This window comes from Luteimonas sp. TWI382 (genome assembly GCF_039674545.1).
Taxonomy (GTDB): Bacteria; Pseudomonadota; Gammaproteobacteria; order Xanthomonadales; family Xanthomonadaceae; genus Luteimonas.
Map to the genome: position 1 here is coordinate 1 of NZ_JBDJNS010000015.1, position 19,071 is coordinate 19,071.

Below are 19,071 nucleotides of genomic sequence, written 5' to 3' on the forward strand. Positions count from 1 at the left end.
CCACGGGTCTATTGTTTCATTTGCGGCGCTTCAATATCCAACCCCCCCCCCGGTTCTGGGCGGTGGCTGGCGTTCCCAGGGTGTCGGCGACGCGCCACGAGAAAGGCCCGCTTGCGCGGGCCTTTTCTTGAAGATGGCGCTCCCTACGGGATTCGAACCCGTGTTTTAGCCTTGAGAGGGCCACGTCCTAGGCCTCTAGACGAAGGGAGCTGGGTGTACCGCCGAAGCGGCGACCGGTTGGACGACCGGTCTGCAGAACATCGGAAAGACGTGTGCAGCTTGCTAGTATAGCAGGCTTGCGGGCCCCGCAACGGGTGCCCACGGAAAATTTTCATTTGATGCACGACGACAATTCGACTCCGGGCTCCGCGTTGCGGACCATCCCCCGCGACCAGCACATCATCTCGCGCCGGCAGATCAGCCAGAGCGCCCTGCGTGTGCTCTACCGGTTGCACGAGGCCGGGCATGCCGCCTATCTGGTCGGCGGTGCGGTGCGCGACATTCTTGTCGGCCTGGCGCCCAAGGATTTCGATGTCGCGACCGACGCGACACCCGAGCAGGTCAAGGCGCTGTTCCGCAACTGCCGGCTGATCGGGCGGCGGTTCCGGCTGGCGCACGTGGTGTTCGGTCGCGAGATCATCGAGGTCGCCACTTTCCGTGCCAACGTCGACGACGGCAGCGGCGACCGCGAGGTCCACGACGATGGCCGCCTGCTGCGCGACAACGTCTACGGCACGATCGAGGACGATGCGGTCCGGCGCGACTTCACCGCCAACGCGCTCTATTACGCGATCGCCGACTTCTCGGTGCGCGACTACGTCGGCGGCTTCGAGGATGTCGAGAACCGCGTGCTGCGCTTGATCGGCGATCCGGAGACGCGCTATCGCGAGGACCCGGTGCGGATGCTGCGCGCCGTGCGGCTGGCGGCCAAGCTGGGCTTTTCGATCGCGCCCGAAACCGCAGCGCCGATCCCGCAGCTTGCCGGGCTGTTGTCCGAAGCGGCGCCGGCGCGGCTGTTCGAGGAATGCCTGAAGCTGTTCTTGTCCGGGCACGCGGTGGCCAGTTTCGAAGGCCTGGAGCGGCACGGCCTGCTGGGCGCGTTGTTCCCCGAGACCGCCAAGGCGTTGGCGAGCAACCGCAGCGGCGCGTTGCGCACGATGGTGGTCGCGGGCCTGCGCTCGACCGACACCCGCGTTGCCGCCGGCGACCCGGTATCGCCGGCGTTCCTGTTCGCGACCCTGCTGTGGCCGGCGTACTGCCGCACGTTGATGAAGCTGCAGGCAGAGGGCGTGCAGCCGGTGGATGCCCAGCGCCGGGCGGCCGACCGGGTGACGCTGCACCAGTTGTCGACGGTCGCGTTGCCGCGCCGGTTCTCGCTGCCGATGCAGGAGATCTGGCTGCTGCAGGCGCGCTTCCCGCAGCGCCAGCGCAAGCGGGTGACCCGGATGCTGTCGCACCCGCGCTTCCGCGCCGCGTTCGATTTCCTGGTGTTGCGCAGCGCGGCCTCCGATGCGCATGCCGCCGATGTCGCGTTCTGGCAGGAAGCCCAGCACGATCCAGACCACGCGATCGCGTTGTTCCCGGGCGACGAGGGAGAGGACGGCGAGGGGCAGGCCCCACGCCGCAAGCGCCGCCGTCGGCGCGCGCCTGCCGCAGCCGGATGAGCACCGGGTCGGCGCAGGCGCCGCGCGTGCACGCCTGCGTCGGGTTGGGCGCCAATCTCGGCGACGCGGTGGCCACGGTGCGCGACGCGGCGCGTGCGCTGGCGGCCTTGCCCGGCATTTCGGGGTGGGCGCTGTCGCGCTTCTATCGCACCCCCGCGTGGGGTGTGACCGACCAGCCGGACTTCATCAACGCCGCGGCGGTGTTCGAGACCGACCTGCCGGCGATGGCGCTGCTCCAGATGCTGTTGTCGATCGAAACGGCGCTGGGGCGACGCCGCGCGCCCGATGGCCGCGATCGCTGGGGGCCGCGTACGCTCGACCTGGATCTGCTGCTGTACGGCGATGCCAGGCTCGCATTGCCGGGACTGATCGTTCCGCATCCGCATCTGCATACGCGCGCGTTCGCGCTGGTGCCGCTGCTCGATGTCGCGCCGGATGCGCAGATTCCTGGTGTCGGCGCAGCCGCCGACATCCTCGCGGGCATGGATCGAAGCGGCATCGAAGCGATACCCTAGTGCGATGACCACTCCCCACATGTCCGCGCCGGTGACCGTGCCCGCGCTGTTCGAGGCCCGCGCCGCGGGTCGCCGGCTCTCGATGCTCACCGCCTACGATGCCGGATTTGCGCGCACCTTCGATGCGGCCGGGGTCGACCTGCTGCTGGTCGGCGATTCGCTGGGCATGGTGGTGCAGGGGCACGGCTCGACGTTGCCGGTCACCACCGACGACATGGTCTATCACACGGCCTGCGTGGCGCGGGCGACCCGGCGCGCGCTCATCGTCGCCGACCTGTCGTTCCAGGCCGATGCGACGCCCGAGCGTGCGCTCAACGCCTCCACCCGGTTGCTGCAGGCCGGTGCCGGCATGGTCAAGCTCGAAGGCGCGAGCGCGAGCAAGCGTGAGGTCGTGCGCTTCCTGGTCGAGCGCGAGATCCCGGTCTGCGCGCACCTGGGCCTGACCCCGCAGTCGGTGCTGCGCTTGGGCGGATTCAAGGTGCAGGGCCGCGGCGAGGCGGCCGCGCAGGCACTGCGCGAGGACGCGCTCGCGATTGCCGAGGCCGGTGCTTCGTTGATCGTGCTCGAGGGCGTGCCCGCTGCATTGGCCGCCGAGATCACCGCCGCCTCGCCAGTGCCGACGATCGGCATCGGCGCAGGTCCCAACTGCGACGGCCAGGTGCTGGTGCTGCACGACATGCTGGGCCTGGACAGCGGCCATCGCCGGCCGAAGTTCGTCCGCGACTTCCTGGCCGATGGCGGCTCGGTCGCCGGCGCAGCGCGCGCGTACGTCGCCGCTGTGCGCGACGGCAGCTTCCCCGGCCCCGAGCATTCCTACAGCTGAGCGCAGCGCCGCCGGCCTTCGCTTTCCAATCCGCACGCCCCATGATCGAAACCGTCGACAGCCTGAGCGTCCTGCGCGCCCGTATCGCGGACTGGAAGCGCGCGGGCCTGCGCGTGGGCCTGGTGCCGACGATGGGCAACCTGCACGCGGGGCACTTTTCGCTGGTCGCGGCGTTGCGCGCGCAGGTCGACCGTGTCGTCGCCAGCGTGTTCGTCAATCCCACGCAGTTCGGACCCAACGAGGACTTCGCGCGCTATCCGCGGACACCCGAGCAGGACGCGCAAGGGCTGGCCGCTGCGGGCTGCGACCTGCTGTGGCAGCCGTCGGTGGAGACGATGTATCCGCTGGGGCTGGCGAACACGGTCACCGTGCGCGTGCCCGGGATCACCGAGGTGCTCGACGGCGCCCATCGGCCGGGCCACTTCGATGGCGTGGCGACGGTCGTCGCGCGCCTGTTCAACCAGGTGCAGCCCGATGTCGCCGCGTTCGGGCGCAAGGACTACCAGCAACTGGCGGTGATCGCGCACCTGGTGACCGAGCTCGCGTTCCCGGTGCAGTTGCTGCCGGTCGCGATCGCCCGCGATGCCGACGGGCTGGCACTGAGCTCGCGCAACCAGTATCTCGACGCCGACCAGCGCGCACGGGCGCCGCAGCTGTATCGCACGCTGCAGGCGATGCGCGATGACCTGCGTGCCGGCCGCGCGCCGGCCCAGGTCGAGGCCGACGCCGAAGCGCAGCTCAGCGCGCAGGGGTTCGCGGTCGACTACGCGGTCGTGCGCACGCCCGCGCTCGGGCCGCTGGCGGCGGGCGATGCCGAGGCGGTCGCATTGCTCGCGGCCCGGCTGGGTACCACCCGGTTGATCGACAACCTCGAATTCAGCCTGGCGCCGGTGTCTGCGGCCGGCTGAATCGCCGCTCGCGTGCCCGGGCGGCATGTTGCGATGCCGCACACGGCCCCTATACTTGCCGACTCCTGCGGAACGCCCGCGTTTGCCAAGGCCGCGATCCGGCCGCCGCCATGCAACTGACCCTGCTCAAAGCCAAGATCCACCGCGCGTCCGTGACCCACGCCGAGCTGCACTACGAAGGCTCGTGCGCGATCGACGGCCATCTGCTCGACCTGTCGGGCATCCGTGAATACGAACGCATCGAGATCTACAACATCAACAACGGCGAACGCTTCGCGACCTACGCGATCCGCGCCGAGGCCGGCAGCGGCATCATTTCGGTCAATGGCGCGGCCGCGCACAAGGCTGGCGTCGGCGATCTGGTGATCATTTGCGCCTACGGCGCGCTCGACGAGGCACAGGTGGCCAATTTCAAGCCGACCCTGGTCTACGTCGATCGGCAGAACCGGATGACCCACACCAACGATTCGATCCCGGCGCAGGCAGCCTGATGACGACGGCGGCGCGGCGGATCATCGAGGCGCTGGCGCCGCATGCGCGGCGCCTGGACGCGGCGCGTATCGCCGACCTCATCGCCGCCGACGCCGCGCGCCCGCGCGACTTCGCGCTGCGCGTGGGCGGGCTCTATGCCAGCTTCGCGCGCCAGCGTTTCGACCGCGAGGCCCGCGATGCGCTGCTCGCGCTTGGCGCGTCGGCCGAGCTGGCGGCCGCGATGCGCGCGCTGTTCGACGGCGCCATCGTCAATACGTCCGAGCAGCGCCCGGCGCTGCACGTCGCACTGCGCTCGGCGCTGTCGCAGGCGCCGGCGGCGCGCGATGCACGCGAGCAGGCGCTCGCGGCGCGCACGCGCATGCGCGCCCTGGTCGCGCAGCTCGAGGCGTCCGATGTCACCGACATCGTCAACGTCGGCATCGGCGGCTCCGATCTCGGCCCGCGGCTGGTGGTCGATGCGCTCAAGGACTTCGGCACCGGTCGTTTCCGTGTGCATTTCCTGACCAACGTCGACGGCAGCGACGCCCAGCATCGCCTGGCGAAGCTGGATCCGGCGAAGACCGCCGCGATCCTGGTCTCCAAGACCTTCGGCACCCAGGAGACCCTGCTCAACGGCGCGGTCGTGCGCGATTGGCTGGGCGGCAGCGAGCGGCTGTATGCGGTCAGCGCCAACGTGCCGCGGGCGCAGGCCTTCGGCGTCGCACCCGAGCGTGTGCTGCCGATGTGGGACTGGGTCGGCGGTCGCTACTCGCTGTGGTCGGCGGTCGGGTTTTCGATCGCGCTGGCGATCGGCGCCGATGGTTTCGACGCCTTGCTCGACGGCGCGGCCGAAATGGACGCCCACGCGCTGCGGACGCCGCTGGCCGGCAACCTGCCGCTGCTGCACGCACTGGCCGGTGTGTGGAACCGCAATGCGCTGGGCTTGGCGACGCACGCCGTGCTGCCCTACGACGAGCGGCTGGCGCTGCTGCCGGCCTACTTGCAGCAGTTGGTGATGGAGAGCCTGGGCAAGTCGGTCACGCCTGAGGGCGCGCCGGTCGGGCTCGACACCGTGCCGGTGCTGTGGGGCGGGCCGGGCACCAACTCGCAGCACAGTTTCTTCCAGGCGCTGCACCAGGGGACGCAGACGGTGCCGGCCGATTTCATCGGCGTTGTCAATCCGGCCCATCCGCACACCGACAACCATGCCGCGCTGCTGTCGAACCTGCTCGCCCAGACGCAGGCGCTGGCCAACGGGTTCTCCGCCGACGATCCGCAGAAGTCGTATCCCGGCAACCGGCCGTCGACGCTGTTGCTGCTCGACCGGCTCGACCCGCGCAGTCTCGGCGCGCTGATCGCGCTCTACGAGCACAGCGTCTACGCGCAGTCGGTGCTGTGGGGCATCAACGCCTTCGACCAGTGGGGCGTCGAACTGGGCAAGCGCATCGCCGGCGAGTTGCTGCCCGCGGTGCAGGGCCAGGACGTCGAGATCGCCGACCCGGTCACCCGCGCCCTGCTCGACGAACTGCGCGCCCGCCGCAACGCCTGATCGGTGGCGACCGCCTCCCCCGCGCACGTGGGAGGTCGACGTACGTAGCGCGCCAGTTCAGCCATGGGCGTGTCGCACAAAGCGCCCCCATCCCAGCCTTCCCCCGCGCGCGGGGGAAGGAGCACAAGCGTATCGGTGCGTGTGGGAGTCGGCCGCGCGCCGCATGCTGAAGTCACCTCCCGCGCGCGCGGGGAGGTCGGCGCGCACAGCGCGCCGGGTGGGGGCGGGCCCTTGCGGCCTTGTCATTGCGCCAACGCTGACCTGCCGCCAGGACACGCGTCATTCGCCAGCCGCGATCGAGCGAACCCGCGCGCGTCGTGTCGCTTCGTCAGTGCGCGTCGTGTCGCGCCAGCGCCCATTCGACATGCGCGTCGACCAGCGCGTCGCCCGACTGCCGGCGTGTCCGCAGTGCGGCGATGGTGTCGGGAGTGCTCGGCGCATTGCCCAAGGCGACGGCGATGTTGCGCAGCCAGCGGCGATGCCCACTGCGGCGCAGTGGCGAGCCCTCGGTGCGCTGCAGGAACTCGTCCTCGTCCCAGGCGAACAGATCGGCCAGGCTTGCGGTGTCCAGGCCGTTGCGCGCGCGGAAGTCGGGTTCGTCGTGGCGCTTGGCGAACTTGTTCCACGGGCAGACCAATTGGCAGTCGTCGCAGCCGAAGATGCGGTTGCCGATCGGCGCGCGCAGCGGTTCGGGAATCGCGCCGTCGTGTTCGATCGTCAGGTACGAGATGCAGCGGCGCGCATCGAGCCGGTACGGCGCGACGATCGCCTGCGTTGGGCAGACGTCGATGCAGCGCGTGCAGGTGCCGCAGTGCGCGCTCGCCGGTGGATCGATCGGCAGCGGCACGTCGACGTAGATCTCGCCGAGGAAGAACCACGAGCCACCGCGCTTGTCGATCAGGCAGGTGTGCTTGCCGATCCAGCCCAGGCCGGCGTTGCGTGCGAGCGCACGCTCGAGCACCGGCGCCGAATCGACGAACACCCGGTGGCCGAACGGGCCGATTTCCTCGGCGATGCGGTGCGCGAACTTCTGCAGCCGGTTGCGCATGAGCTTGTGGTAGTCGCGGCCGAGCGCGTAGCGCGCGACGTAGGCGCGGCGGCCATCGGCCAGCGTCTCCCAGGCGCTGTCGTCGTCGTTGCGGCCGTAGTCGAGCCCGACCGAGATCACCCGCACGGTGCCGGGCAGCAGGTCGGCCGGGCGCGCGCGCAGCGTGCCGTGGCGCGCCATCCAGTCCATCGTGCCGTACAGCCCCTGGGCGAGCCAATCGCGCAGGTGGGCTTCATCCTCGGCGAGTTCGATGCCGGCGATGCCGCAGCGCTGGAAGCCCAGCTCGGCCGCGATCGCGCGGATGCGCGCGGCCACCTGCTGCGGCTCGGGCGCGCGGCGTGCCGGTGGCGCGGCGTCGGGGGTGTCGGGGCAGGGACTCACGATGCCTGAAGTATAGAATCGGCGCGATGAGCCTTCCCTGTGCCTCGAACGCGGCGTCCATGCCGGGAACCCTGCTGTACGACGCGGCGGGGGTGCGCGCGCTCGAGACCGCGGCGATCGCCGCCGAGGGCGGCGATGCCGGCGTGCTGATGGCGCGCGCCGGGCTGGCCGCGTGGCGCCTGTTGCAGCGGCGCTGGCCGCAGGTGCGCACCCTGGTCGTGGTCTGCGGGCCTGGCAACAACGGCGGCGACGGCTACGTGCTCGCGCGGCACGCGCAGTCGGCCGGCTGCGAGGTGCAGGTGGTTCGGCTCGACACGCACGCGCCCCGGACCGCGCTTTCGCGTTCGGCGTGCGCGGCCTTCGTCGAGGCCGGTGGACGCATCGCGACGTTCGCTGGCGGCCCGCTGCCGTCGGCCGGGCTGGTCGTCGACGCCTTGTTCGGGATCGGTCTGTCGCGCGCACCCGATGCCGATGCCGCCGCCTTGATCGCCGCGATCGAGGCGACGCCCGCGCCGGTGCTGGCGCTCGACGTGCCCAGCGGCCTGGACGGCGACCGCGGCAGTGCGCCCGGTGTCGCGGTGCATGCGCAGGTCACGTTGCAATTCCTCGCCGCACGCGTCGGTCTGCAGACCGGCGACGGCCCCGACCATGCCGGCGAACTCGCACTCGATGCACTCGACGTCGATCCGGGCGTGATGGCAGCCGCCGGGCCCGGCGTCGCGCGCCGGATCGAGGCCGGCGACCTGGCGCACTGGCTGCGCCCGCGTCTACGCAACAGCCACAAGGGGGCCTCCGGCCGCGTGCTGTGCGTGGGCGGCGACCACGGCATGGGCGGCGCGGTGATGTTGGCCACCGAGGCCGCGCTGCGCGCCGGCGCCGGGCTGGTGTCGGTCGCGACCCAGGCGGCGCATGTCGCCCCGCTGCTGGTGCGCTGTCCGGAGGCGATGGTCCGCCGTATCGACAACGCGTCCACGCTCGCGCATCTGCTCCAGGCCGCCGATGTCGTCGCGCTCGGGCCGGGGCTGGGGCGCGGCGCCTGGGGTCACGGCTTGTACGACGAGGTGCTGGGCAGCGGCCGGCCGCTGGTGCTCGACGCCGACGCGCTGAGCCTGCTGGCCGCCATGCCGCGCGCGCTGCCGCCCGGCACTGTGCTGACCCCGCACCCGGGCGAGGCCGGGCGCCTGCTCGGCGCCGCGACGGTCGACATCCAGCGCGACCGACCCGCCGCGGTGCGCCGGCTCGCCGCCCAGACTGGCGCGGTCGTCGTGCTCAAGGGCGCGGGCACACTGATCTGTGCGCCGGACGGCATGCCGTGGCTGGTCGCCGCCGGCAACCCGGGCATGGCGACCGGCGGCATGGGCGATGCGCTGACCGGCGTGATCGCCGCGCTGCGCGGACAGGGGCTCGACCCCGAATCCGCCGCGGCCTGCGGTGCCCTGCTGCATGCCGCCGCCGGCGATGTCGCGGCGCGCAGTGGCGGCGAGCGCGGCCTGTTGCCGGTCGACCTGATCGCCGCGCTGCGTCCGCTGGCCAATCCGACGTTCCTGGAGACATGGCGATGAGCCTGTGGCAACTCGACGGCGAGGCCGCGACCCAGGCCTTCGCGCAGGCGCTCGCCGCCACGGCCCCCACGCCGGCGGTCGTGCATCTGCAAGGCGACCTGGGCGCCGGCAAGTCCACGCTGGCGCGCGCCTGGCTGCGCGCACTGGGCGTGACCGGTACCGTCCGCAGCCCCACCTACACGCTGGTCGAGCGCTACCCGGTGGCGGGCGGCGAGGCATTGCACCTGGATCTGTACCGCATCGGCGACATCGGCGAGCTGGAGTTTCTCGGCCTGGACGACGTCCCCGCGCGGCTGTGGTTGATCGAATGGCCCGAGCGGGGCGCCGACGCGTTGCCGCGGCCGGATCTGCGGATCTGTCTCGCCTTGTCGGGCCAGGGGCGCAGCGCATCGCTGGCGCCGCTGTCGGAGGCCGGTCGACAGTGGTGCGAGGCGCTCGGGCGACCGGGCTGCTTGCCGGCCCTTTCTGAACCGAAACCGTAGGAAGGGTGCGCAGGCTCTGGATTTGCAAGGGAAAACGTCTTGCATTGTCCTGGCGGCGATGATTGACTAACCCCATGCGTATCCGGGGGATCAATCTGTCTCAGGCCTTGCTGGCGCTCGCGCTGCTCGCGGCGCTGTGCTGGAACCTGGCCTACGGCGCCGAGTTGCGTGGTGTTGACCTGCAGACCGGCGCGACCGGGACGCGGGCCGAACTGCGGCTGGACGGCAAGGCCGAATTCTCGGTGATCTCGCTGGCCAATCCCGACCGCCTCGTGGTCGACCTGCCCGGCACCAAGCTCCGCGGCGGCCTGGCGCTGCCGGCCTCGCGCGGCGTGGTGCGCAGTGTCCGGACCGGTCAACCGGTGGCCGGCACGACCCGGATCGTGTTCGATCTCGCCAGCCCGGTCGTGGCGATGACGCCGCGCCTGGAAGAAGGCGGCGACGGGACTCGCTTGGTCGTCGAGTGGCCCGGCGATGGCGATGCCGATCCGATCGCGCGGGTCGCCGCCCAGGCCTCTGCACCACCGACGGCTACCGGCGCCGTGCCCGCCGCTGGCGCCCCGGCCACCCGCACCCCGCCGCCCGATCCTGCTCTCGCGTCCAACGATGCGACCTCGCGGCTGATCGCCGAGATGGCGCGCGCCCGTGCGCCGGCCACACCTGCGCCGCAGCCCGCGGCATCGGCCTCGACGCCTGCCCCGACGCCGACGCCGACACCCGCTGCTGCGCCAGTCGCGCAGGCGCCTGCCCCCACACCCGAGGCCACCGCGCCGGCGCCGCGCAATGCGGCCCCGCCCTTGCCGACCACGGTCGGCAAGGGCATGCGTCCGCTGGTGATCGCGATCGATCCCGGGCACGGCGGCCAGGATCCGGGGGCGATCGGGCCGGGTGGCACCTACGAAAAGCACGTGGTGCTGGCGATCTCGCGCGAACTGGCGCGCCAGATCAACGCCACGCCCGGCATGCGCGCGCATCTGATCCGCGACAACGACAGCTATGTCGAGCTGCCGCAGCGCGCGCGTCGGGCGCGTCAGGCCAGAGCCGACATGTTCGTGTCGATCCATGCCGACGCCGCGCTCAATCGCGCCGCCTACGGCTCCTCGGTCTACACCCTGTCACTGCGCGGGGCGTCCTCGCAGCAGGCACGCTGGCTGGCCGACCGCGAGAACAGCGCCGACCTCGTCGGCGGTGTGCGCCTGGAGAAGGACACGCTGTCCAACGTCCTGCTCGAAATGGCGCAGAGCGGGCACATGCGCGCCTCGCAGGAGGCCGCTACGCACGTGCTGACCGGGCTGCGCGATGTCGGCAAGACCCACAAGGCGAACGTGGAGTACGCGAACTTCTCGGTGCTGCGCAACGCCGACATGCCGGCGATGCTGGTCGAAACGGGCTTCATCTCCAATCCCGAAGAGGAGAAGCGGCTGCTCGACCCCGGCCACCAGCGGCGCGTCGCTGCCGCCGTGCTGCAGGGGATCAATGCCTTCTTCACCAGCCAGCCGCCCCCAGGCACGCTCTACGCCGCGCGCGCGGCCGCGGCCGCTGCCGGCGGCGGCAGCCCCTGAATCGGCCGGATCGACCGGCCGGCAGGCGCATCCGGCGCCCGCTATCATCCCCGTCCCCCTCGTCAAAGCGCCTTGGCGCCGCCGTGCCGTGTCCATTCGTCAACTGCCCGATATCCTGATCAACCAGATTGCCGCGGGCGAGGTCGTTGAGCGGCCGGCCTCGGTGGTCAAGGAACTGGTCGAGAACGCGCTCGATGCCGGTGCGCGTCGGGTCGACATCGAGCTCGAGGAAGGCGGGGGCCGCCTGATCCGCGTGCGCGACGATGGTGGCGGGATCGCACCCGAGGAGTTGCCACTGGCAGTGTCGCGGCATGCGACCAGCAAGATCGGCTCGCTCGACGATCTCGAATCGGTCGCCACTCTCGGCTTCCGCGGCGAAGCGCTGCCGTCGATCGCATCGGTCAGCCGGTTCTCGCTGGCCTCGCGCCGCGAGGACGATGCCCACGGCACCGTGCTGCAGGTCGACGGCGGGCGTGTGGGCGCGGCGGCCCCCAAGCCGCATCCGCGTGGGACCACCGTCGAGGTCCGCGACCTGTTCTACAACGTGCCGGCGCGCCGCAAGTTCATGCGCGCCGAGCGCACCGAGCTGGGCCACATCGAAGAATGGCTGCGTGCGCTGGCGCTGGTACGGCCGGATGTCGAACTGCGCGTGAGCCACAACGGCAAGCCCGCGCGCCGCTACAAGGGCGACGAGGACCTGTTCTCGGGCGCGCGCCTGGTCGAGACGCTGGGCCGCGAGTTCGCCGATGCCGCGCTGCGGATCGATCATGCCGCGGCCGGCCTGCGGCTGTCGGGCTGGATCGCGCGGCCGGCGTACTCGCGCGCCAGTGCCGATCAGCAGTATCTGTACGTCAACGGCCGGTCGATCCGCGATCGCAGCGTCGCGCACGCGGTCAAGCAGGCCTTCGCCGACGTGATGTACCACGGGCGACAGCCGGCCTACGTGCTGTTCCTCGAACTCGATCCGACCCGGGTCGACGTCAATGTGCATCCGGCCAAGCACGAGGTGCGGTTCCGCGACGCCCGGCTGGTGCACGACTTCGTCTATCGCACGCTGCATGAGGCGCTGGCCGATACCCGGGCCGGGCAGGCGGGCGACGTGGCGGTCGAGGCGCCGACGCCCGGAGCGCCGTTCGCCGCCGGGCCGACCAACGGCGGCTCTGCAGCCGCCTGGTCGCGGCCAATGCCGCAGACACATCTGGCACTGCGCGTGGGCGAGGCGCGTGCGGCCTATGCCAGCCTCTACGGCGGCGGCATGGGCGGCGACGACGCGGGGACCCACGCGGGGACGGACGCGACGTTCGCGGCGGCGCCTGCGCGAGGCGATGCGTGGGCCGATGCGAGCGCCCAGGGCATGGCCGTCGATGGCGCAGCCGCCGACAACACCACCGCCGACACCGCCGCCTTCGTGCCGCCGCTCGGCTATGCGGTCGCGCAGTTGCATGGCATCTACATTCTCAGCCAGGCGGCCGACGGCATGATCGTCGTCGACATGCATGCCGCCCACGAGCGCATCGGCTACGAGCGGCTCAAGACCGCGCACGATGGCGACGGTGTGCGCATGCAGCCGCTGCTGGTGCCGCAGACCGTCGCCGTCTCCGAGCGCGAAGCCGACATCGCCGAACAGGAAGCGGGCACGCTCGCCGACCTGGGCTTCGAGGTCTCGCGCACCGGACCGCAATCGCTGCTGCTGCGCGGCGTGCCAGCGTTGCTGGTCGATGGCGACACCGAGGCGCTGCTGCGCGATGTGCTGGCCGACCTGCGCGAGCACGGCGAGAGTCGGCGGGTGCGCGCGGCACGCGACGAACTGCTTTCGACGATGGCCTGCCATGGTGCGGTGCGCGCGAACCGGCGACTGACGGTGCCCGAGATGAATGCGCTGCTGCGGCAGATGGAGGCGACCGAGCGCTCGGGGCAGTGCAACCATGGCCGCCCGACCTGGGCGCATTTCCCGCTCGCCGAGATCGACCGTTGGTTCCTGCGCGGGCGTTGAGCGCGCATCCGCTCGCAGGCCCTGGGCGCGTGCCCGCCGGCGCGCGCGCGACGGCCTCGGGCTGCGTTCCGATCCGTTTTCATTCTGGAGTCCGCATGCGTTTCCCTCCTGTCCTGCGTGCCGCCCTTGTCGCCGCACTTGCGTTCGCGTTCCTTGGCCTTGCCCCGACGGCATGGGCCCAGTCGCCTGCCGCGATGGGCGAGGGCGCGCCGTCCGCGGTGCCGCCTATCGCCGACGTGCCGGCGCCGGCGCCGCCGGTCCCATTGCTGTGGAAGGTCTCGGGCGATCACGGGGCGCTGTATCTGCTGGGCTCGTTCCATTTCCTGCAGCCCGCGGACTATCCGCTGTCGGAGGATGTCGCCCGGACGCTGGATGCGGCCGGCGAAGTGGTCTTCGAACTGTCGCCCGAGGAGCTGGAGTCGCCGACGCTGGCGATGCAGATGATGCAGGCTGGTCTGCGCAGCGACGGCAGTCGCCTCGACGACGACTTGCCGCCAACGCTCGTCGCGGACCTGGCGGCCTGGGGCGAGGCGAACCTCGCCGCACAACCGACCGGCGGCATGAGCGCGCAGAGCCTGCAGTTGTTCAAGCCGTGGTTCGCTTCGTTGCTGGTGACCACGACCGAACTGGGCCGCTACGGCCTGCAGGCGCAACTGGGCATGGATGCGTATCTGGCGCGGCAGGCGCGCGAGGCAGGCAAGGCGACGGCGGGGCTGGAGACCGCGTCCGAGCAGATCGGTTTTCTCGATGGCCTGGGCCAGCTCGAGCAGGTGGAGATGCTGCGCGAGGCGCTGGACCAGGCGCAGGGTGGGCAGGCGTCGATCGAGACGCTGCATGGCGCTTGGCGCGCGGGCGATGCGGCGCAGCTGTGGAACGGCATGGCGCTGGACATGCGCGCGCGCTTTCCCGCGCTGTATCGGCGGATCAACACCGAGCGCAACGATGCCTGGTTGCCCAAGCTCGAGCAGATGCTGCAGCAGGACGGCGAGATCCTGGTCGTCGTCGGCACGCTGCACTTGCTGGGCGAGGACGGCGTGGTCGAGAAACTGGCCGCCAAGGGCTACGAGGTCGAGCGCATCTGCAGTGCGTGCGCGCCGCCGCCGGCGATCGAGATCGGCGACGGCGCCGCGCCGGTGCCCGAAGAGCGCATGCCTGCACCATCGCCGGTGACGGCGCCCAAGGACGAAGCGCCGCTGCCGTCGATCGATGCAGACGACGCGCCGCCGCCGCAGCCCGACCCGCCTGCGCGCGACCCGGCCACGCCGGGACGTTGAACCTGGCGGCCCGAGGCCGCCCCAACCATCGCGATCGGGCCTCAGGCCGCCTCGACCATGACGATGCAGTCGACCGGGCAGGCCGGCACGCACAGCTCGCACCCGGTGCACAGCGGTTCGATCACGGTATGCATCAGCTTGGAGGCGCCCACGATCGCGTCGACCGGGCAGGCCTGGATGCATTTGGTGCAGCCGATGCAGTCCGCTTCGACGACCAGCGCGACCGGCGGGCGCGGATGGTGCGGGCCGCGGCTGCGGTCGAACGGCCGCACCGGCACGCCGAGCAGCGTCGCCAGCGCGCGCGCGCCGGCATCGCCGCCCGGCGGACACCGGTCGATGTCGGCTTCGCCACGCGCCATCGCCTCGGCATAGGGGCGGCAACCATCGAAACCGCACTGGCCGCACTGGGTCTGTGGCAGCAGGCGATCGAGGCGTTCGACGAGATCGGGAGCGGGGGACATGCGGCGGGGCGAAGACGGGCGGCGCACAGGGTAGCGCGCTGGGCCCGCATGCGCTGCGATGTCCCTCGATGGCGGGCCCGCAACACGCTCGCACGCCGGTCCTGACTGCGCGGTCTAGTTCGAATGTATGACCGCGCCGGGCGACGCGGTCTGGCAGGCTCGACCCATGCCGACCGACACCACACCGCCGATCGCGCCCGACGCGACCCACCGCCCTTCCGTCCGCCCCCGCAAGCCGCTGTGGCACCACCTCTATTTCTGGGTGCTGCTGGGCATCGCGGCCGGCATCGTCATCGGCCTGGCCGCGCCGCAGGTCGGCGCGCAGATGAAATGGCTGGCCGACCTGTTCATCAAACTGGTCAAGGTCGTCATCGCGCCGACGATCTTCGCCACCGTCGCCGTCGGCATCGCGGGCCTGGGCAATCTCGCCAAGGCCGGCGGGCTGGCGCTCAAGACCGTGGTTTATTTCAACGTCACCACGGTATTCGCGCTGGGCATCGGCCTGGTCGTGGTCAACCTGCTCGGACCTGGCCGCAACCTTGGGCTGGACATCGAGACTTTCGACGCGTCGGCCGCGCAGGGCACGCTCGCCAGCGCCGGTGCAGCGGCCGGCGACGGCATCACCGGCTTTCTGCTGCATCTGGTGCCCAGTTCGTTCTTCGCGGCCTTCGTCGAGGGCCAGCTGATCCAGGTGCTGGTGATGGCGATCCTGGTCGCCTGTGCGATCACGATGCTGGGCGAGCGCGGCAAGCCGGCAGTCGCCGCGCTCGACACGATCGCCCAGGTCATGTTCGGCGTGATCAAGATCGTGATGTGGTTCGCGCCGCTGGGTGCGATGGGCGGCATGGCGTTCACGATCGGCGAGTACGGCGGCGCGATCCTCGGCTCGCTCGGCTACTTCATGCTCAGCTTCTGGCTGACCTGCCTGCTGTTCCTGCTCCTGGTGCTCGGGCCGATCTGCTGGTGGTCGGGCTTCAGCGTGTTCAAGTACATCCGCATGATCCGCGACGAATTGCTGATCGTGCTCGGCACCTCGTCGTCGGAAACCGTGCTGCCGCGCATGCTGGCCAAGCTCGAGGCGGCCGGCGTGCCCAAGTCGGTGGTCGGCCTGACGATTCCCACCGGATACTCCTTCAACCTCGACGGCACCGCGATCTACATGGCGATGGGCGCGATCTTCATCGCGCAGGCGTTCGGGATCGAGGTGCCGATCGGCACCCAGATCGCGCTGCTGGTGTTCATGCTGATCTCTTCCAACGGCGCGGCGGGCGTATCGGGCGCCGGGCTGGTGACGCTCGCCGCGTCGCTGGCCGCGTTCGAAAGCGTGATTCCGCTGGCGGGCATCGCGTTGATTGTCGGCATCGACCGTTTCATGTCCGAAGGCCGCGCGCTGACCAACCTGACCGGCAATGGCATCGGCACCCTGGTGATCGCGCGCTGGACCGGCCAGCTCGACCGCGAGCGGCTGGCGGCGGTGCTCGACAATCCGCAACTGGTCGATCCCGATCGGGCGCTGGCCGAGCAGGCCGCGCGCGATGCGCAGCCGCCGGTCGACGCAGCGCCGGCCCGCCCGGCCTGACCCCGGGGCGGGCGGTTGCGTACGCAACCGTTGCGCAGTGCGCGCGCACCGGTTAGGGTCGATCCCATGTCGCGCTTGTCCGCCCGCAATACCAACCGCAACGCCCCGCGCACGAATAATCGTGCGCGGCCGAGGCGGGTGTGGGAGCGGGCGCGAGGATAAGGCAACACGCGCAAGCACCAGGACACACCACCCGCATCGGCCGCGATGCGGGTTTTTTTGTGGCCCGCGCGCGGCTCCACTTCAAAGGAGCCCCACCATGTGTTCGATCTTCGGCATTTTCGGCCTGCAGCCTGGCGACGACATCGCCTCCCTGCGCCGCCAGGCGCTCGCCTGTTCGCAACGTCAGCGCCACCGCGGCCCCGACTGGAGCGGCGTCCACGCCGACGACCGCGCGATCCTCGTGCACGAGCGCCTGGCGATCGTCGATCCGGCCGGCGGCGCCCAGCCGCTGCGCTCGGCCGACGGCGCGCTGGTGCTGGCGATCAACGGCGAGATCTACAACCACCAGGCGCTGCGGGCGGACCTGCGTGTGCCCTATGCGTTCACGACCGCGTCCGACTGCGAGGTGATCAACGCGCTGTATCGCGAGCATGCAGACGACGCCACCGGGCCGGCGACATGGCTCGAGCAGCTCAACGGCATCTTCGCGTTCGCGCTGTGGGACCGCACGTCGGGCCGCGCGATCATCGCCCGCGACCCGATCGGCGTGGTGCCGCTGTACTGGGGGCACGACCGCGAGGGCCGGCTGCGCGTGGCCTCGGAGATGAAGGCGCTGGTCGACAGCTGCGCCGATGTCGCGCAGTTTCCGCCCGGCCATTGGTACGACAGCGCGACCGGCGCGCTGACGCGCTACTACGCGCGGCCCTGGCGCGACCACGATGCGGTGGCCGGGCATGCACCGTCGTTGCCGGCGCTGCGCGAGGCCTTCGAGGCCGCCGTGCACCGGCAGCTGATGACCGACGTGCCCTATGGCGTGCTGCTGTCGGGCGGTCTGGATTCATCGCTGGTCGCCGCGGTCGCGGCGCGCTATGCGCGCCATCGCATCGAGGACGGCGATCGCAGCGAGGCCTGGTGGCCGCGGCTGCATTCGTTCGCGATCGGCCTGGCCGGTTCGCCGGACCTCGCCGCCGCGGCGGTCGCGGCCGAGGCGCTGGGCACCGTACACCACGGGTTCGAATACACGTTCGAGGAAGGCCTCGACGCATTGCCGGACGTCATCCGGCACATCGAGACCTTCGACGTGACCACGATCCGCGCGTCCACCCCGATGTTCCTGCTCGCGCGCAGGATCAAGGCAATGGGCGTGAAAATGGTGCTGTCGGGCGAGGGCAGCGACGAGATCTTCGGCGGCTACCTGTACTTCCACAAGGCGCCCGACGCACGTCAGTTCCACGAAGAGCTGGTGCGCAAGCTCGACGCGCTGCACGGCTACGACTGCCTGCGTGCGAACAAGGCGATGATGGCCTGGGGGGTCGAGCCGCGCGTGCCGTTCCTCGACCGCGCGTTCCTGGACGTGGCGATGGACATCGACGCCGCGCACAAGATGATCGACCGCAGCAGCGACGGTTATCAGCGCATGGAGAAAGGCCTGTTGCGGGCTGCGTTCGACGGCGCATTGCCCGACGAGATCCTGTGGCGGCAGAAGGAGCAGTTCAGCGACGGCGTGGGGTATGGCTGGATCGACGGCCTCAAGGCGCACGCCGAGGCCCAGGTCAGCGATCGCGAACTGGCGGCCGCGGCGAGCCGCTTCCCGCACGCACCGCCGCAGACCAAGGAGGCGTATCTGTATCGCAGCCTGTTCGAACAGGCGTTCCCGACGCCGGCCGCGGCGGCGACCGTGCCCGGCGGCAAGTCGATCGCGTGTTCGTCGCCGGCCGCGATCGCCTGGGACGCCGCATTCGCGAACGCCGCCGATCCATCGGGACGCGCAGTCGCTGGTGTGCACCACGCAGCGGCGGCTTGACGCCGCGTCATCTCTCGCAGCAATGGGAACCACCTCCCCCGCCTGGCGGGGGAGGTCGGTCCGCATCGCGGACCGGGTTGGGGGCGGGGGGCGGCGCCGTCCGCGCTACAGCCGGCCGGCCATCCGCGCGAGCGTGGTGTCGCGCCAGAACAGGTGGTGCACCGCGACCATCAGCACGTGGCCGACAACCAGGGCCAGCAGCGTCCAGGCGAGCACGCCGTGCGACAGGTTCGCCGGCGCCATCAACGTCGCCTGCTCGACGCCGGTGGCGGGGAACAACGGGATGCCCCACGGCGCGAAGCCCTTGCCCGAGCCGTACTCGCGCAGCAGCGCGACCGTCGGCACCCAGGCCATCAGCGCATACAGCGCCGCATGGCCTGCCAACGCGGCGCGGCCGACCCAAGTCGGCGGGTGTGGCGGCCGGCGGCGCCATTGCGACAGTCCCCAGACGCCACGCGCGAGGATCAGCAGCATCAGCAGCGTGCCGACCGGTTTGTGGGTGCCGACCATGAAAGCCGTCAACGCGTGGCGGCCGAGCGCCAGTTTCACGCCCATGCCGGCGAACTGCCACGCGAACAGGGCAGCCATGCTCCAGTGCAGCAGACGGGTGATCAGGCCATATCGGGTCGGGGAATCGAGCCAGCGCGAAGACATCGGCAGTGGGGTCCGCAGCAGGGCACAGGCGCGCCCGGGGCGCCCAGTTCAGCTGGCGACCGGCGTGCTGTCAATCGCCGCGTCGCGATGCAGGCGCGCGCGCCGCCGCAGACCATTGCCCCCCGTACGGGACCGGGGCCGCGGCACGCCTTAAACTGGCGTCCGATTTCCACGACAAC

16 protein-coding genes and 1 tRNA gene are annotated in these 19,071 nt (G+C 71.0%); 13 read left to right on the forward strand and 4 right to left on the reverse strand.

Translation table 11 applies throughout. The features are described 5' to 3' along the window. Positions 1 to 134: 134 nt before the first annotated feature. Positions 135 to 210 (reverse strand) — tRNA-Glu (locus ABE505_RS10830). Between the two features lie 128 nt (positions 211 to 338). Here ABE505_RS10830 and pcnB point away from each other — a divergent pair. From pcnB to pgi, 6 genes are all read left to right on the forward strand, one after another. After that, positions 339 to 1,664, forward strand: a complete 1,326-nt coding sequence (gene pcnB, locus ABE505_RS10835) for a polynucleotide adenylyltransferase PcnB (RefSeq protein WP_346443912.1) — start codon at positions 339 to 341, stop codon at positions 1,662 to 1,664. After that, complete coding sequence (gene folK / locus ABE505_RS10840) at positions 1,661 to 2,179, forward strand: 2-amino-4-hydroxy-6-hydroxymethyldihydropteridine diphosphokinase (protein ID WP_346443914.1); 519 nt, start codon at positions 1,661 to 1,663, stop codon at positions 2,177 to 2,179. The genes pcnB and folK overlap by 4 nt, the downstream gene beginning before the upstream one ends. Before the next feature lie 4 nt (positions 2,180 to 2,183). Further along, positions 2,184 to 3,002: a 3-methyl-2-oxobutanoate hydroxymethyltransferase gene (gene panB, locus ABE505_RS10845; protein WP_346443915.1), complete on the forward strand. Its 819-nt coding sequence runs from the start codon at positions 2,184 to 2,186 to the stop codon at positions 3,000 to 3,002. 41 nt (positions 3,003 to 3,043) lie between these two features. Further along, complete coding sequence (gene panC, locus ABE505_RS10850) at positions 3,044 to 3,910, forward strand: pantoate--beta-alanine ligase (protein ID WP_346443917.1); 867 nt, start codon at positions 3,044 to 3,046, stop codon at positions 3,908 to 3,910. A 110-nt stretch (positions 3,911 to 4,020) separates the two neighbouring features. Continuing rightward, on the forward strand, positions 4,021 to 4,401 hold the full coding sequence (gene panD / locus ABE505_RS10855; protein WP_346443918.1) for an aspartate 1-decarboxylase: 381 nt from the start codon (positions 4,021 to 4,023) through the stop codon (positions 4,399 to 4,401). Continuing rightward, positions 4,401 to 5,930 (forward strand): glucose-6-phosphate isomerase, encoded by a 1,530-nt coding sequence (pgi, locus tag ABE505_RS10860; RefSeq protein WP_346443919.1) that lies wholly within the window; start codon positions 4,401 to 4,403, stop codon positions 5,928 to 5,930. Before panD ends, pgi begins: the two co-directional genes overlap by 1 nt. Before the next feature lie 328 nt (positions 5,931 to 6,258). Here the strand turns inward: pgi and queG are convergent, their stop codons facing one another. Further along, entirely contained in the window at positions 6,259 to 7,359 is a 1,101-nt protein-coding gene (gene queG / locus ABE505_RS10865) for a tRNA epoxyqueuosine(34) reductase QueG (RefSeq protein WP_346443921.1), read from the reverse strand. A gap of 26 nt (positions 7,360 to 7,385) precedes the next feature. Here queG and ABE505_RS10870 point away from each other — a divergent pair, with 26 nt between their 5' ends. The 5 genes from ABE505_RS10870 to ABE505_RS10890 all read left to right on the forward strand — a co-directional run bounded on the left by ABE505_RS10870 (position 7,386) and on the right by ABE505_RS10890 (position 14,232). Next, the gene (locus tag ABE505_RS10870; protein WP_346443923.1) at positions 7,386 to 8,921 is read left to right on the forward strand and encodes an NAD(P)H-hydrate dehydratase; all 1,536 of its coding nucleotides are present in this window, start codon (positions 7,386 to 7,388) and stop codon (positions 8,919 to 8,921) included. After that, positions 8,918 to 9,403 carry a tRNA (adenosine(37)-N6)-threonylcarbamoyltransferase complex ATPase subunit type 1 TsaE gene (gene tsaE / locus ABE505_RS10875; protein ID WP_346443925.1) on the forward strand — a complete coding sequence of 162 codons (486 nt, stop codon included), beginning with the start codon at positions 8,918 to 8,920 and terminating at the stop codon, positions 9,401 to 9,403. The genes ABE505_RS10870 and tsaE overlap by 4 nt, the downstream gene beginning before the upstream one ends. A gap of 74 nt (positions 9,404 to 9,477) precedes the next feature. Beyond that, on the forward strand, positions 9,478 to 10,965 hold the full coding sequence (locus ABE505_RS10880; RefSeq protein WP_346443927.1) for an N-acetylmuramoyl-L-alanine amidase: 1,488 nt from the start codon (positions 9,478 to 9,480) through the stop codon (positions 10,963 to 10,965). Positions 10,966 to 11,053: 88 nt separating this feature from the next. Then, a complete protein-coding gene (mutL, locus tag ABE505_RS10885; protein WP_346443928.1) occupies positions 11,054 to 12,958 on the forward strand; it encodes a DNA mismatch repair endonuclease MutL in 1,905 nt (634 codons plus the stop codon). A 95-nt stretch (positions 12,959 to 13,053) separates the two neighbouring features. Beyond that, entirely contained in the window at positions 13,054 to 14,232 is a 1,179-nt protein-coding gene (locus tag ABE505_RS10890; RefSeq protein ID WP_346443929.1) for a TraB/GumN family protein, read from the forward strand. A gap of 41 nt (positions 14,233 to 14,273) precedes the next feature. Here ABE505_RS10890 and rnfB read toward each other — a convergent pair whose 3' ends face one another. Continuing rightward, on the reverse strand, positions 14,274 to 14,693 hold the full coding sequence (rnfB, locus tag ABE505_RS10895) for an Rnf electron transport complex subunit RnfB (RefSeq protein ID WP_346443931.1): 420 nt from the start codon (positions 14,691 to 14,693) through the stop codon (positions 14,274 to 14,276). A 166-nt stretch (positions 14,694 to 14,859) separates the two neighbouring features. Here rnfB and ABE505_RS10900 point away from each other — a divergent pair, with 166 nt between their 5' ends. Together ABE505_RS10900 and asnB are read left to right on the forward strand one after the other, a co-directional pair. Beyond that, entirely contained in the window at positions 14,860 to 16,272 is a 1,413-nt protein-coding gene (locus ABE505_RS10900; protein ID WP_346443932.1) for a cation:dicarboxylase symporter family transporter, read from the forward strand. Between the two features lie 259 nt (positions 16,273 to 16,531). Then, positions 16,532 to 18,238 carry an asparagine synthase B gene (asnB, locus tag ABE505_RS10905; RefSeq protein WP_346443934.1) on the forward strand — a complete coding sequence of 569 codons (1,707 nt, stop codon included), beginning with the start codon at positions 16,532 to 16,534 and terminating at the stop codon, positions 18,236 to 18,238. Between the two features lie 105 nt (positions 18,239 to 18,343). On the opposite strand, the gene ABE505_RS10910 is transcribed toward asnB, so the two are convergent. Beyond that, positions 18,344 to 18,892: a cytochrome b gene (locus ABE505_RS10910; RefSeq protein ID WP_346443935.1), complete on the reverse strand. Its 549-nt coding sequence runs from the start codon at positions 18,890 to 18,892 to the stop codon at positions 18,344 to 18,346. Positions 18,893 to 19,071: the final 179 nt, after the last annotated feature.